Below are 12,825 nucleotides of genomic sequence, written 5' to 3' on the forward strand. Positions count from 1 at the left end.
CGGCCGCTGCGGCGGAGGCCGGCGCCTGCCTCTGGCCCACGCCGCCGCCGGCGCTCGACATGGCCACCCTGCGCCCCGGCCAGGCGCGGGACGACGCCCGGCTGCATGCGTGGCTGGCGGCGCCAGGGGCGGCCCTGCCGGCGGGCGCTGCAAGGTGACAGCCCAGAACGCCTCGGCTACACCGCCAGCCTGCGCAACGGCCGATCGGGCCACCTGATCCGGGAGGGAACAGCATGAAGCTGACACGCCGCGTCACGGACATCCTGTCCTGGTATGAGAGCGACAATCCCGGCACCAAGGGCAACCTCGCGCGCATCCTGATGCAGGGCGAGCTGGGCGGCACCGGGCGGCTGGTGATCCTGCCGGTGGACCAGGGCTTCGAGCATGGCCCCGCCCGCAGCTTCGCCCCCAACCCCGCCGCCTACGACCCGCGCTACCATTTCGAACTGGCGATCGAGGCCGGCCTCTCCGCCTACGCCGCGCCGCTGGGCATGATCGAGGCCGGGGCCGCCACCTTCGCCGGCGCCATCCCGACCATCCTGAAGTTGAACAGCAGCAACAGCCTCTCCACCACCAAGGACCAGGCCGTCACCGGCACGGTGGCAGACGCGCTGCGCCTTGGCTGCTCCGCCATCGGCTTCACCATCTATCCCGGCAGCGAATACCAGTTCGAGATGATGGAGGAGCTGCGAGAGTTGGCCGAGGAAGCCAAGGCCGTCGGCCTGGCCGTGGTGGTGTGGAGCTACCCGCGCGGCCCGATGCTGGACAAGGTGGGGGAGACGGCGCTCGACATCTGCGCCTATGCCGCCCACATGGCCGCCCTTCTCGGCGCCCACATCATCAAGGTGAAGCCGCCCACCGAGGCGATCAGCCTGGACGCCGCCAAGAAGACCTATGAGAAGTATCCGGTGGACGCCTCCACCCTGGCCGGCCGCATCAAGCACATCACCGATGCCTGCTTCGGCGGCCGCCGCATCGTCGTCTTCTCCGGCGGCGAGGCCGGCACCAGCGAGTCCATCATCGACATGGCCAAGGGCATCCATGCGGGCGGGGGCAACGGCTCCATCATCGGCCGCAACACCTTCCAGCGCCCGAAAGCGGAAGCGCTGAAGCTGCTGGCCGACATCATCGCCGTCTACAAGACGGCGGCCTGAGCGCCATGGCTGGAAAGCAGGACGAAGGCTGCCGCCTGTACCTGGTGACCCCGCCGGTGCTGGAGCCGCGCGGCTTCGCCGACATCCTGGCCCAGGCGCTGGATGCCGGCGACGTCGCCGCCGTGCAGCTGCGCCTGAAGGACGTGGATGACGACACGCTGAAGCGCGCCATCGACGTATTGCGGCCGGTGGCGCAATCCCGCGACGTCGCCTTCCTGCTGAACGACCGTGCGGACCTGGCGGTGAAGACCGGCTGCGACGGCGCGCATCTGGGCCAGGAGGATGGCGACCACGCCGCCGCCCGCAAGCTGCTGGGGGACAGGATGCTGGGCATCTCCTGCCACGGCAGCCGCCACCTGGCGATGCAGGCGGGCGAGGTCGGCGCCGACTACGTCGCCTTCGGCGCCTTCTTCCCCACCAGCACCAAGGTGACGGAGCACACCGCCGAGCCCGACGTGTTGGAATGGTGGACCGAGATGTTCGAGTTGCCCAGCGTGGCCATCGGCGGCATCACCGCCGCCAATTGTGCGCCACTGGTGCGCGCTGGCGCGGATTTCCTGGCTGTCGTCAGCGCCGTATGGAGCCATCCGCAAGGCCCGGCCGCCGGGGTGCGGGAACTGAACGCGGCCATCGCCGCCGCCTGAGCGCCGCCGGGCCCGGGGGTGCGCCCCCGGCCCCGCCGCCGCGTCAGCCGGCGCCTTCCCGGCGCGGATAGACCTCGCCATTCACCGGGTTGCAGGGCGGGTCCGGCACGCGGGCGATTTCCTCGCGCACCGCCTTCACATCCACCTTGCCGTGGTCGGGGCGCATCTCGTCCGGGCTTTGGCCGGGCGGGTAGGCGCCGACCACCAGCAGGTCCTCGCTCGCATGCAGCCGCTGGTGCGCCACGCCCGCCGGCAGCACCACCGCATCCCCGGCCGAGAGGTGGCGCCGCGCGCCGCCGTCGCCGCCAATCAGCACCGTGACCTCGCCGCGCGCGATCGCCAGCGCCTCATGCGCCTTGGTGTGGAAATGCGGGTACGGATAGATGCCGTTACGCCAAGCGGGCGGCCAGCCGTGCCGGGCGAACATCTGCTCCGCCGCCTCGGGCGAGCCAGCCTCGAACGCATCGGACACCACGATCACAGGAAGCAGGAGATTGTTGGGAACCGGCCCCGCTTCCTCCAACCACAAGACTTCACGTCTCATCGCCACCTCCTGTTGCTCTTGTTGTGATCCTGAAACGGAGATGGCGGCCCCGGGGTTGCCCTGTCCAGCATGAGCTGGGTCTGGGCAATCCCGGGGCCGCCATCACGGGGGCTCGGAAAATTCGTGGCGGGCGCGACCCGCCTTGGGTTCGGCTTAGCGGCGGGTGGTGCCCAGCGCCATGTCACCGACCACTTCGGCCAGGTGCGCGGCGTGCGGGGAAGCCGGCGCCTCGGCCACTTCCTCGAAGCTGCCATCGGCGCGGCTGGCGGTCATGATGCGGCCGGTGTCGGGGCGGTTGTAGATGAAGCCGTAGGTCGGGTAGGTGCGGCCATAGGAGTCGTCGCTGCGGCCGACCTGTACGCGCACCGCGGTCCAGTCATTGCGGTCGGACACGTCGACGACGGAGACGCCGCGCATGATGGTGCCCTTGCGGATGCCCGGGCCTTCCCAGTTGGCGTGGTCCATCAGCACTTCGCGGGCGCTGACGATGCGGGAGACGACGCCCACATGGCCGAGGCGCATGCCGCCCGAGGAGCGGAAGGCGAGGACCGAGCCGCGCTCCGGGCGCTGGCCACGGGCGTAGCTGCCGGCCGCGTTGGCCCACCAGGTGTGGGCATTGCCGCTGATATCCATCCCGGTGACGGAGCGGGCATAGGGAACGCAGGAGATGGAAGCGGGCGTGCTGGCCACCGCGCGGCGGGCCGTGGCGGCGGCGGCAAGCCGGCCTTCCGGCTTGCCGGATTGCGGCTTGCTGCTGCGCACCGCAGCGGTCGGCTGGGCCGCCACGCGCTGGTGCTTGGCGGCCTCGCGGGCGCTCCGGCTCGTGGAAGCGTCTGCCATCGACGGGACGGCACACATCGTGCCGAACATGATAGCCAACGCCAAAGCCGTGCTTGATGCCCGCATGAAACCCCCAAACCCCTGAAAACTCAGTCCCCCACCGAGCCGGTTGCCCGACTGCGATGTGAAGGCGGTACCAAAGGGTTAAGGGGTTGGACAACCGGGTTGCGCGTTACAGCGCGAAATGTGCCGTGATTCGTCAGTTCCGTAGGCACAAAACAGTGATTAATGTGATGTTAATCCTATATCACAGGCTTACAGGATAAAATGCCACAGTGTTGCGACATGTATGCAACACCCTCAGAATCGTATTTGCACAAACAGAAACGGCGTGGCGGGGTTCCCCCCACCACGCCGTTTTGTGAAGACCAGCTAAGCCTTAGCGGCAAGCGGTAATCATGATCTCCACCAGGTGGCGCGGGTCGGCCATGTTGGCTTCGACGCAGGCGCGGACCGGGGCGCCGCCCTCGGGCAGCCACTTGGTCCACACGCCGTTCAGCGCGTCGCGGTCACGGATGTCCTTCAGCCAGACCTGGGCCTGCAGCAGGCGGGTCTTGTCGGTGCCGTGGTTCTCCAGCAGCGCGTCGATCTTGGCCAGGATCTGGTTGGTCTGGCCGACGACGTCCTGGGAGAGGTCCTGGGCGGTCACGCCGGCCAGGTAGACGAAGCCGTGATACTCGACCGCGTTGGACAGGACCGGGTTGGTCTCGTGGCGGGTGATCTTGCTCATCGGTGCTTCGCGCTCCCTGAGAATGGCCCCGGCGACGTTACGCCGCCGGGCTGGAAACCGTGCTTCTAGGCCGCGTGGGGGATAGCCGCAAGCCACCCTGCCCGGCCCTTGGCCCCACCGTGAACACCACCACGCGCGGCCAGGTCCAAGCCTCGGGCAGGCGGGATGCCCCTGCCCCTAGGCCGGCGGCGCCTCCAACGATGCCTCGATGCGCCGCATCCGCGTCAGGCCCCAGGCGAAGACGCACAGCGCCAGCAGCACCGCCACCGCCACCGGCAGGCGCAACCCGAAAGCCTCGCCGGCGGTACCCAGCATCAGCGCGCCCAGCGCCGGGCAGGCGCGGGTGATCAGACCCCACAGCGCCAGCACCCGGCCACGCATGTCCGGCTGCGCCGCCGTCTGCGCCAGGGTCTGCACCGCCGTACCGTGCAGGGAAGCACTGAAGCCGATGCCGGCCGCGCAGAGCAGCCCGAAGGGAAACCACCCGGTAGCGACGAAGCCGCCCACCGCGATGGCCTGCGTCAGGCCGGAGAAGATGGCCACTTTCGTCGCCCCCTCCAGCCGCCCGCGCGCCATCAGCCACATGCCGCCGATCAGCGCGCCGACGCCGAAGCAGGCGGTCAGCATCGCCAGAGAATCCGCGCCACGGCCGAAGATGCGCTCGACGAAGGGGGGCAGCAGTTCCTGCACGCAGCGCAGCAGCACCGCAATCATCGCCGCGTACATCATCAGCGGCCCCAGGCCGGGATGGTTGGCGATGTAGCGGAAGCCGTCCTTCACCTCGCCCAGCAGGCTGCCGGTGGAGGGATGGCCGCGCCGGTGTTCCGGCTCCACCCGCATCAGCACCATGCTGAGCAGGGCGAGGCAGTAGGCCAGCGAATTGCAGGCCACCGCCGGCGCCACGCCGAAGACGGCAATGATCGGCCCCGCCAGCCCGGGGCCGATGAAGCGCGCCAGATTAAAGACGAGGGAATTGCACGCCACAGCCGCCGGCAGCTCGCCCTTCGGCACGATGCCCGGCAGCAGGGTCTGCCGCGCCGGCTGCAGGAAGCTGGCGGCGGTGCCGCTTATCAGCTCCAGCGCGATCAGCAGGCCGATGGTGATCTGCCCCGTCGCCACCAGGGTGGCGACGCTGGCGGCCTCCAGCGCGATGACGGCCTGGGAGATGGTGGTGAGCTTGACCCGGTCCACCCGGTCCGCGACCGCCCCCGCGATCGGGCTGATGAAGGCGGCGGGGGCGAGGTCGCTGAACGCGACCACGCCGACCCAGAAGGCACTTCCGGTCATTTCCCAGGCCAGCCATGTCACCGCGATGCGGTGCATCCACAGGCCGGTCCAGGCCGTCAGGCTACCGCCGAAGAAGATCCTGGCATTCCGCGTCGACAGCGCCCTCTGCAGGCCGCCGAACGCCGCGAATCCCGCCAGGGTCAGGAGCCCCGGCCGGCCCCACCCGCGGCGGCGGGCGGCGCGCCATTGGCGCCGCGCACGCATTCATCGACCAGCCGGTCCTGCTGGAAGCGGGAGGACAGGCGGTCCGGGCTCATCGAGCCGGTGGTGGAGCCGCTGAAGGCGCCGGAGCCGAGGCGCGACTCGGCCTCGTCCTGCCGCATCAACTGGCCTCGGTCGCGGAAGCGCATCACGCGCTCGGCTTCCTGGCGGCAGGCAGCGTTGGTGGCGTCCTGCTCCCGCTGGTCGGCGGAGCGCGGCGCGGGGGCGGCACAGGCGCCCAGGAGCAGCAGCAGGGGAAGAATGGCAGATTTCATGATGCGCTCCGGCAAGGCGTGTCCCGCTGGCCGGACCGACGCCGGACAAGGCGTCGGCGCGAGGCTCTCAGCCCGCTTCGGCTCCCCTGTCCGCCGGCGTGCCGGCGATACGGTGCGACAAAAGTCGCTTCATCCCGGTTTCGTCGAAACGCCCCGCCGCGTCCAGCCCTTCAGTCGCCGCGGCGGTCAGAAGTGCGGGGTGCAATTCGATTCCATCGGCCGAGATAGCGAACATGCCCGTCATCCACCGTGCGCGGGAGAGCAGGTCGACCAACGCCAGCAGCCGCAGGCACAACGAAAGGCCGGCCAGCGTCTCCAGCCCCACCAGCCGGTCCACCGCCTCCGCCCAGCAGGCGGCGTCGGCATCGGCCAGGGCCATCACCGGGCCATCCTGGAACACTAATGTGCGGTGCGGCCCCCAGCGCTCGGCGGCGGCGGCGGCGCGGGCGGCCTCCCAGGCCTGGCTCAGGGCCAGCGGGGGGACGGAGGGCATGCGCTCCGGTGGGCAGGGAATGGCGTAGTGCAACGCGCCGTCAGGGGCGGCGGCCACACGAATGGCGGTCGGCATGCGGCGCAACATGGGCATGAAGAGACGGCGGCGCCAGGGTCCGGCAGGCGGCACCGGCATGCATCCGCCGGTGGCTTGACAGGCCAGCAGGCATCCGCGCCAATCGGCGGCAGGGCGGACCTCACGTGCCGGCCCGCATCCCGCCGCCGAGTCCTGTCGAAGGGCGCCGGGATGATCCGCCCGGCAGGCGGAGAACCGTATCCCGATGACCAGCTTCCTGTGGCTGCCCGCGCTGACCAAGGCAGCCTCGACGGCGTTGATCGTCGTCCTGGCCTCGGCACTGGCGGAGCGGCTGGGGCCGTTCTGGGGCGCCCTGGTCACCAGCCTGCCCATTTCCACTGGCCCCGCCTATGTCTTCCTGGCGCTGGAGCACGACGCCGCCTTCCTGGCCGCCAGCCTGTTGAGCAGCTTCGCCGCGCACGCCGCCACCGCCTTGTTCATGGTGACGTATGGCCTGCTGGCGCGGCGGCACGCGCTCTGGCGCAGCCTGTTGCCGGCGGTGCTGGCCTGGGCGGCGGGCGGCTATGCCATCCTGCAGGTGGAATGGACGCCGCTATCCGCCCTGGTGCTGAACCTCGTGGTCTATGCCGCCTGCCTGGCCCTGCTGCGCCCCCGCCCGCTGGCGCCGGGGGAACTCCGGGCCGCCCCGCGCCGCCGCTGGTACGACCTGCCGGCCCGGGCCGCCGCCGTCGCCGGCTTCGTGCTGCTGGTGGTGGCAGCCAGCAACGTCCTGGGGCCGAAAGCCACCGGGCTGGTGGCGATCTACCCGATCGGCATGACCTGCCTCAGCGTCATCCTGCATCCCCGCATCGGCGGCCCGGCCATGTCGCTGCTGGTGGCAACCTCGCTGCGGGCCATGCTGGGCTTCGGCGCCATGCTGCTGGTGGTGCACCTGCTGGTGCGTCCCTGGGGCGTGCCGGCGGCGATGGCGGCGGGCCTGGCGGTCTCCCTCGCCTGGTCGGTGGTGCTGATGCTGGCCCGCCAGCGGCCGGGCCTGCCGAAGCGGGCCTGACGCTTCAGTCTCAGAGACCCAGGGGGCGTCGATCGCAGCAGTTAAATCGGCCGGAGGCGTGAATCGTGCGGGCAGCCGGGCCGGCTGGCCGGTTGCATCGCCCGCCTGAAACTGCCACCAGAGGCCGATGCTCGACCGTCGCCTCCTCCTCTCCGGCACCGCCGCCTTGTTGGCCGGCTGCTCCTCGGCCGCCGTCCCGGCAGCCTCCCCGTCCCCGGTGGCCGCTCCGGCCCCGGCGGCACCGCCACCGCCCGCGCCGGCCCCCGCCGCCGAGCCCAGCGCGGCGGACCGGGCCAGCTTCGACCGCTTCCTAGCCGGGGTGCGCACCGAGGCCAAACGCTCCGGCGTCTCCGACGCCACGCTGCAGCGTGCTCTCGGCGGCCTGCGCCCCCTGCCCCGCGTGCTGGAGCTGGACCGCAAGCAGCCGGAAGGCGTGCTGAGCTGGGAGCAGTACCGGGACCGCATCGTCTCCTCCACCCGCATCGCCAATGGCCAGCGCGCCTATGCCGAGAACCGCGCGCTGCTACAGGACCTGGAAGCGCGCTACGGCGTCTCCGCCCGCGTCATCGTCGCGATCTGGGGCATGGAGACCAATTACGGCGGCAACACCGGCGGCTTCAATGTCGTCGAGGCGCTGGCGACCCTGGCCTGGGAAGGCCGCCGCGCCGCCTTCTTCCGTGGCGAGCTGATGGCCGCGCTGCGCATCCTGGATGCCGGGCACATCACGCCGGAAGGCATGCGCGGCTCCTGGGCCGGCGCCATGGGCCACCCGCAATTCATGCCCACCAGCTTCGAGCGTCTCGCCGTCGATATCGATGGCGACGGCCACCGCGACATCTGGGGCAGCAAGGCGGATGCGCTGGGCTCCATCGCCAACTACCTGGCCAAGAGCGGCTGGCAGGCCGGCCAGGGCTGGGCGCTGGAAGTGCGCCCGCCCGCCGGCTTCGACATCCAGCGCGTCGACACCGAGACCCGCCGCTCGATGGCCGAGTGGAGCCGACTGGGCTGGCGCCTGGCCGATGGCTCGCCCCTGCCCGCCAACGGGCCGGATGCCAACCTGGCGGTGCCGACCCGCAGCTCCGGCCAGGTCTTCCTCGGCCTGCCGAACCTGCGCGTGATCCGCCGCTACAACTCGCCGATGAACTATGGCCTGGCGGTGGGGCTGCTGGCCGACCGCGTGGCCTGATAAGGGGAGGAAGGCCGGGGGAAGGAATTCCCCCGGTCCCCCATCTTCTTTTTGTCAGTTCTCAGCCGACTTCTATTGATTCGCTGAATTCATATACGCGGACAGATTGTCACTGAGGCACCGCGACCATTGAGCGGCGCCCATCATGCCCATTCGCAGAAAAAAGATGGGGGTTCGAGGGAATTCCGTCCCCCGACCTTGTTTCCCCCGCTCACACCTCCCCCTGCAAGCGCCCCGCATTCTCCAGCACCGCGTCGATCAAGGCCTGCGCAGTCGGGTGGCGCGGCCCGGGGCCGATGACGACGAACTCGATCTGCCCCAGTTCCGGCAGGTGGCGGGAGGGCGGCAGCGCCGCCAGACCCGGCGGCACCAACCGGTTGGAATGCGCCGTCAGCCCCAGCCCCGCCATCGCCGCCGCGCGCAGCCCGCTGAGGCTGCCGCTGGTGCAGGCGACACGCCAGGAACGCCCGGCGCGTTCCAGTGCCTCGATGCACAGCGCCCGGGTGATGCTGGGCGGTGGGAACAACACCAGCGGCAATGGCAGTGCCGGGTCCGGCCGCAAGCCAGGGCGGCCGACCCAGGCCAGTTGTTCCCGCCACACCAGTTCGCCACGAGGGTCACCGGCGCGGCGCTTGGCGAGGATGACGTCCAGCTCCCCGGCATCGAAACGCTCATACAGCACGCCGCTGAGGCCGACGGTCAGTTCCAGGTCCACGCCGCTATGCGCCCGGCCGAAATCCGCCAGCACCTCCGGCAACCGGGAATAGGCGAAATCCTCCGACGCCCCCAACCGGATGCGCCCGCGCAGCGGCGAACCGGCCAGGAAGCGGTCTAGCCGCTCGTTGGCCTCCATCACCCCGCGGGCGAAGCCGGTCAGCGCATCGCCATCCGGCGTCAGCGCCACGGAGTGGGTGTCGCGGGCGAACAGGCTGCGGCCGAGCGCTTCCTCCAGCCGCCGGATATGCTGGCTGACGGTGGATTGCCGCAGGCCCAGCCGGCGCGCGGCCTGGGTAAAGCTGCGGGTCTCGGCGATGGCGAGGAAGGAGCGGAGCAGTTCAGGGTGCACCATGCGGGCATGGTTATCACGGTTCACGCTAACTCTTATCGAAAACATCCGCTTCGTGAATAACCGCGCCGGGGCGTATGGAAGGAGCGACCTCGAACTGCCGGACATCTTCCCATGCAATGGCTCCGCCGCATCCCCATCGACCGCTTCCTGCTGATGCTGATCGGCACCGTGCTGCTGGCAGCGTTGCTGCCGGCGCGTGGCGCGGCGGTGCCGGTGGTGGAGATCGGCGTCTCCGTCGCCGTGGCGCTGCTGTTCTTCCTCTATGGCGCCAAGCTGGCGCCCAAGGCGGTGGTGGAAGGGCTGCTGCACTGGCGGCTACAGGCGCTGGTGATGGCCAGCACCTTCGTGCTGTTCCCGCTGCTGGGCCTGGCCGCCACCTTCCTGTTCGGCCGCTGGCTGGGGCCGGGCCTGTCGCTCGGGCTGCTGTTCCTGTGCGTGCTGCCCTCGACCGTGCAGTCCTCCATCGCCTTCACCTCGGTGGCGCGCGGCAACGTGCCGGCGGCGCTGTGCAGTGCCTCGGTCTCCAACCTCATCGGCATGGTGGCGACCCCGGCGCTGGTGGCCCTGCTACTGACCACCAAGGGCGGCGGCTTCAGCACCCAGGCGCTGGAGGATATCGGCCTGCACCTGCTGCTGCCCTTCCTGCTGGGCCAGCTGGCACGGCCGCTGATCGGCGGCTTCATCGGCCGCCACAAGTTGCTGACCTCCATCGTCGATCGCGGCTCCATCCTGCTGGTGGTCTACGCCGCCTTCAGCGAGGGCATGGTCTCCGGCATCTGGCACCAGGTGGACGCGACCAGCCTGGTGGTGGTGATCCTGGTGGACAGCGTCATCCTGGCCATGGTGCTGGCCATCACCACGCTTTCCGCCCGCTGGCTGGGCTTCAGCAAGGCGGATGAGATCGTCATTGTCTTCTGCGGCTCCAAGAAGAGCCTGGCGAGTGGCATCCCGATGGCGAACATCCTGTTCCCTGGCCAGCCGATGGGCCTGCTGGTGCTGCCGCTGATGCTGTTCCACCAGATCCAGCTCTTCGCCTGCGCCGCCCTGGCCCAACGCTATGCAAGGCGGGACGAACCGGCACTCGCCAACGCGCTGCCTGCCGAATGAGCCTGGACGGGGATGCGGCACTCCCGCAGCCTCCCCGCCCATGACAACGAACCCCGCCGACCTCTCCGCCACCGAGGCCGCCCGGCGCATCGACGCCGGCAGCCTGCGCCCCGAAGCCCTGATGGAAGCCTGCCTGGACCGTATCGCCGCGCGCGAGGACACGGTCCGGGCCTTCGTGCATCTGGACCCCGCCCTCGCCCGCGCGGCGGCGGCCCGGCCGCTCTCCGGCGTACTCGCCGGCCTGCCGGTGGGCGTGAAGGATGTGCTGGATACAGCGGACCAGCCATCGCAATACGGCTCGCCCATCTGGCATGGCTACCAGCCGAAGGCGGATGCCTATGCGGTGGCGGCCACGCGCCGTGCCGGCGGCGTGGTGCTGGGCAAGACGGTGACGACGGAATTCGCCACCCGCCAGCCGGGCCCCACCACCAACCCGCACAATCCGGCGCACACGCCGGGCGGCTCCTCCTCCGGCTCGGCGGCCGGGGTCGCAGCGGGGTTCTTCCCGCTGGCCTTCGGCACCCAGACGGCAGGCTCCATCCTGCGCCCGGCGGCCTATTGCGGCATCACCGGCTTCAAGCCGAGCCACGGGCTGATCCACCGCGCCGGCATGAAGGTGATGAGCGAAAGCCTCGACACCATCGGCGTCTTCGGCCGAGCCGCCGCCGATTGCGCGTTGTTCGCCAGCGCGCTGACCGGGCTGGACCTCGGCGACGTGCCGCAGGCCACCGGCGCCGCGCCCCGCATCGCCCTGTGCCTGGGCGCCGGTGCCGATTCGCTGACCGGCGAGACCAAGGCATTGCTGGACGATGTGGCCGCCGCCTGTTCCAGGGCCGGCGCAAAGGTCACGCGCATTGACCTGCCCGCCGCGCTGCAAGCAGCGCAGGACGCCCACCCGATGATGATGCACGGCGAATCCGCGCAATCCCTGGCCTGGGAACGCGCCAGCCACCGCCAACAGATTTCCGAAGTGCTGAATGAGCGGCTGGACTGGGCCGAGGCACAGCCCGCCACCACCCTGGTGGCCGCGCGCGCGACCATCGCCCAGGCACGCAACGCCTTCCAGGACCTGATGGCCGATTACGACATCCTGCTGACCGCCTCCGCCCCCGGCGAGGCACCGGAAGGCATCGAATGGACGGGCGACCCAATCTGCAATGCGGTGTGGACGGCGCTGCAGGGACCCTGCATCAGTCTGCCCGCCGGCACCGGGCCAGCCGGCTTGCCCCTGGGGGTGCAGCTGGTGGCACCGTTCGGGGCGGACAAGGCGTTGCTGGGCTGGGCCTGGTGGGTGGAAGCGGTTGTGGCCTATGGGGCCTGATCGCGCAGCGGGAATGCCCCAGCCCCGGGCTTGAACCCACGGTTGAGCCCAAGCTAACCTTACGCTCCTGTGACAGCCGTGGATTCACCGATGCCTCCTGCTTGCCGATTGTGGCCGCTGGCCGCCCTCCTGCTCATCGCCGGCTGTGCCGACCGCTGGGAAAAGCCCGGCGCCACGCCTGCGGAGTTCGAGGTCACGCAGTCCCGTTGCGAGGCACGGAGCCAGGCCGAGTTCCCGCCGGTCATGACGCAGGTGATGTCCACCGCCGGCCACACCACCCCGGTGCAGACCAACTGCCAGAACAGCGCCAACAACACCAACTGCCGCACGACCGGCGGCCAGTACGTTCCGCCCACCTACCGGATGGTCGACCAGGCGCGGGAGCCGCGGGACCGCGCGATCGCCGCCTGCCTGGTGGAGCATGGCTGGCGCCGGGCGGAATGAAGCAACGGCCGCCAGGATGACCCTGGCGGCCGTGCAGTCTCCGTGAGGCGTAGGCGCCTCACGAACGGGATGTCAGGCCGAATGCCTCAGCGCGAAGGCGTGGCGCTGACCTTGTCCAGCAGCGCGGACGCCGCGTTCACGCAGGCCTGCATCGGCTCGTTCTCCGCGCAGCGGATGCGGATGCGGGTATCGCCGTGCTGGATGGAGAACGACGCGGCCTTGGAGGGCGGGCCGAAGCGGTGCGGGCCATGCATGCCGGGGCCACGATGCAGGCCACGCTCGCCAGGACCACGCTCACCAGGACCACGGGCCTCGGTGCGCGGCGCCGGGCCTTCCACCTGCGGCGGGCCACCGGCCGGCGGCTGCGGTGCCTGGGCCATCGCGACGCCGGTGGCGCCCAGCATGACCAGACCAGCGCCGAGCATCAGGATCTTCTTCATGGT

General features: G+C 70.4%; 15 protein-coding genes. 7 read left to right on the forward strand and 8 right to left on the reverse strand.

Annotated elements, in window-relative coordinates; genetic code table 11:
* The first annotated feature begins 233 nt into the window (after positions 1–233).
* A complete protein-coding gene (locus IBL26_RS11945) occupies positions 234–1,154 on the forward strand; it encodes a class I fructose-bisphosphate aldolase (protein WP_187784717.1) in 921 nt (306 codons plus the stop codon).
* Between the two features lie 5 nt (positions 1,155–1,159).
* The gene (gene thiE / locus IBL26_RS11950) at positions 1,160–1,798 is read left to right on the forward strand and encodes a thiamine phosphate synthase (protein ID WP_187784718.1); all 639 of its coding nucleotides are present in this window, start codon (positions 1,160–1,162) and stop codon (positions 1,796–1,798) included.
* Between the two features lie 43 nt (positions 1,799–1,841).
* Here thiE and IBL26_RS11955 read toward each other — a convergent pair whose 3' ends face one another.
* The 6 genes from IBL26_RS11955 to IBL26_RS11980 form a co-directional block, all read right to left on the reverse strand.
* Positions 1,842–2,342 carry a cupin domain-containing protein gene (locus tag IBL26_RS11955; RefSeq protein WP_187784719.1) on the reverse strand — a complete coding sequence of 167 codons (501 nt, stop codon included), beginning with the start codon at positions 2,340–2,342 and terminating at the stop codon, positions 1,842–1,844.
* 153 nt (positions 2,343–2,495) lie between these two features.
* Positions 2,496–3,182 carry a CHAP domain-containing protein gene (locus IBL26_RS11960; RefSeq protein WP_241749295.1) on the reverse strand — a complete coding sequence of 229 codons (687 nt, stop codon included), beginning with the start codon at positions 3,180–3,182 and terminating at the stop codon, positions 2,496–2,498.
* A gap of 379 nt (positions 3,183–3,561) precedes the next feature.
* Positions 3,562–3,912: a RidA family protein gene (locus IBL26_RS11965; protein ID WP_187784721.1), complete on the reverse strand. Its 351-nt coding sequence runs from the start codon at positions 3,910–3,912 to the stop codon at positions 3,562–3,564.
* 177 nt (positions 3,913–4,089) lie between these two features.
* A complete protein-coding gene (locus IBL26_RS11970) occupies positions 4,090–5,403 on the reverse strand; it encodes an MFS transporter (protein WP_187784722.1) in 1,314 nt (437 codons plus the stop codon).
* On the reverse strand, positions 5,340–5,675 hold the full coding sequence (locus tag IBL26_RS11975; protein WP_187784723.1) for a hypothetical protein: 336 nt from the start codon (positions 5,673–5,675) through the stop codon (positions 5,340–5,342). The genes IBL26_RS11970 and IBL26_RS11975 overlap by 64 nt, the downstream gene beginning before the upstream one ends.
* Before the next feature lie 67 nt (positions 5,676–5,742).
* Positions 5,743–6,243: a hypothetical protein gene (locus IBL26_RS11980; RefSeq protein ID WP_241749296.1), complete on the reverse strand. Its 501-nt coding sequence runs from the start codon at positions 6,241–6,243 to the stop codon at positions 5,743–5,745.
* 205 nt (positions 6,244–6,448) lie between these two features.
* On the opposite strand from IBL26_RS11980, the gene IBL26_RS11985 reads away from it, so the two are divergent.
* Together IBL26_RS11985 and IBL26_RS11990 are read left to right on the forward strand one after the other, a co-directional pair.
* Positions 6,449–7,255 carry a hypothetical protein gene (locus IBL26_RS11985; protein ID WP_187784724.1) on the forward strand — a complete coding sequence of 269 codons (807 nt, stop codon included), beginning with the start codon at positions 6,449–6,451 and terminating at the stop codon, positions 7,253–7,255.
* Between the two features lie 127 nt (positions 7,256–7,382).
* Positions 7,383–8,441: a lytic murein transglycosylase gene (locus IBL26_RS11990; RefSeq protein ID WP_187784725.1), complete on the forward strand. Its 1,059-nt coding sequence runs from the start codon at positions 7,383–7,385 to the stop codon at positions 8,439–8,441.
* 211 nt (positions 8,442–8,652) lie between these two features.
* Here the strand turns inward: IBL26_RS11990 and IBL26_RS11995 are convergent, their stop codons facing one another.
* Positions 8,653–9,534, reverse strand: coding sequence for a LysR family transcriptional regulator (locus IBL26_RS11995; protein ID WP_367615417.1), 882 nt, complete (start codon positions 9,532–9,534; stop codon positions 8,653–8,655).
* A gap of 87 nt (positions 9,535–9,621) precedes the next feature.
* On the opposite strand from IBL26_RS11995, the gene IBL26_RS12000 reads away from it, so the two are divergent.
* The 3 genes from IBL26_RS12000 (at position 9,622) to IBL26_RS12010 (ending at position 12,382) form a co-directional block, all read left to right on the forward strand.
* Positions 9,622–10,617: a bile acid:sodium symporter family protein gene (locus IBL26_RS12000; protein ID WP_187784726.1), complete on the forward strand. Its 996-nt coding sequence runs from the start codon at positions 9,622–9,624 to the stop codon at positions 10,615–10,617.
* A 40-nt stretch (positions 10,618–10,657) separates the two neighbouring features.
* Positions 10,658–11,938: an amidase gene (locus tag IBL26_RS12005; protein ID WP_187784727.1), complete on the forward strand. Its 1,281-nt coding sequence runs from the start codon at positions 10,658–10,660 to the stop codon at positions 11,936–11,938.
* Between the two features lie 90 nt (positions 11,939–12,028).
* On the forward strand, positions 12,029–12,382 hold the full coding sequence (locus tag IBL26_RS12010) for a hypothetical protein (RefSeq protein WP_187784728.1): 354 nt from the start codon (positions 12,029–12,031) through the stop codon (positions 12,380–12,382).
* A gap of 86 nt (positions 12,383–12,468) precedes the next feature.
* Here the strand turns inward: IBL26_RS12010 and IBL26_RS12015 are convergent, their stop codons facing one another.
* Positions 12,469–12,822, reverse strand: coding sequence for a hypothetical protein (locus IBL26_RS12015; protein ID WP_187784729.1), 354 nt, complete (start codon positions 12,820–12,822; stop codon positions 12,469–12,471).
* Between the last annotated feature and the right edge of the window lie 3 nt (positions 12,823–12,825).

The organism is Teichococcus aerophilus, from assembly GCF_014490485.1.
Lineage (GTDB): Bacteria > Pseudomonadota > Alphaproteobacteria > Acetobacterales > Acetobacteraceae > Pseudoroseomonas > Pseudoroseomonas aerophila.

What these genes read in the sequence shown, in the direction of transcription:
- IBL26_RS11945 (WP_187784717.1), top strand. Translation starts at nt 234, where the DNA reads ATGAAGCTGACACGCCGCGTCACGGACATCCTGTCCTGGTATGAGAGC.
- thiE (WP_187784718.1), top strand. Translation starts at nt 1,160, where the DNA reads ATGGCTGGAAAGCAGGACGAAGGCTGCCGCCTGTACCTGGTGACCCCG.
- IBL26_RS11955 (WP_187784719.1), bottom strand. Translation starts at nt 2,342, where the DNA reads ATGAGACGTGAAGTCTTGTGGTTGGAGGAAGCGGGGCCGGTTCCCAAC.
- IBL26_RS11960 (WP_241749295.1), bottom strand. Translation starts at nt 3,182, where the DNA reads ATGGCAGACGCTTCCACGAGCCGGAGCGCCCGCGAGGCCGCCAAGCAC.
- IBL26_RS11965 (WP_187784721.1), bottom strand. Translation starts at nt 3,912, where the DNA reads ATGAGCAAGATCACCCGCCACGAGACCAACCCGGTCCTGTCCAACGCG.
- IBL26_RS11970 (WP_187784722.1), bottom strand. Translation starts at nt 5,403, where the DNA reads ATGCGTGCGCGGCGCCAATGGCGCGCCGCCCGCCGCCGCGGGTGGGGC.
- IBL26_RS11975 (WP_187784723.1), bottom strand. Translation starts at nt 5,675, where the DNA reads ATGAAATCTGCCATTCTTCCCCTGCTGCTGCTCCTGGGCGCCTGTGCC.
- IBL26_RS11980 (WP_241749296.1), bottom strand. Translation starts at nt 6,243, where the DNA reads ATGCCGACCGCCATTCGTGTGGCCGCCGCCCCTGACGGCGCGTTGCAC.
- IBL26_RS11985 (WP_187784724.1), top strand. Translation starts at nt 6,449, where the DNA reads ATGACCAGCTTCCTGTGGCTGCCCGCGCTGACCAAGGCAGCCTCGACG.
- IBL26_RS11990 (WP_187784725.1), top strand. Translation starts at nt 7,383, where the DNA reads ATGCTCGACCGTCGCCTCCTCCTCTCCGGCACCGCCGCCTTGTTGGCC.
- IBL26_RS12000 (WP_187784726.1), top strand. Translation starts at nt 9,622, where the DNA reads ATGCAATGGCTCCGCCGCATCCCCATCGACCGCTTCCTGCTGATGCTG.
- IBL26_RS12005 (WP_187784727.1), top strand. Translation starts at nt 10,658, where the DNA reads ATGACAACGAACCCCGCCGACCTCTCCGCCACCGAGGCCGCCCGGCGC.
- IBL26_RS12010 (WP_187784728.1), top strand. Translation starts at nt 12,029, where the DNA reads ATGCCTCCTGCTTGCCGATTGTGGCCGCTGGCCGCCCTCCTGCTCATC.
- IBL26_RS12015 (WP_187784729.1), bottom strand. Translation starts at nt 12,822, where the DNA reads ATGAAGAAGATCCTGATGCTCGGCGCTGGTCTGGTCATGCTGGGCGCC.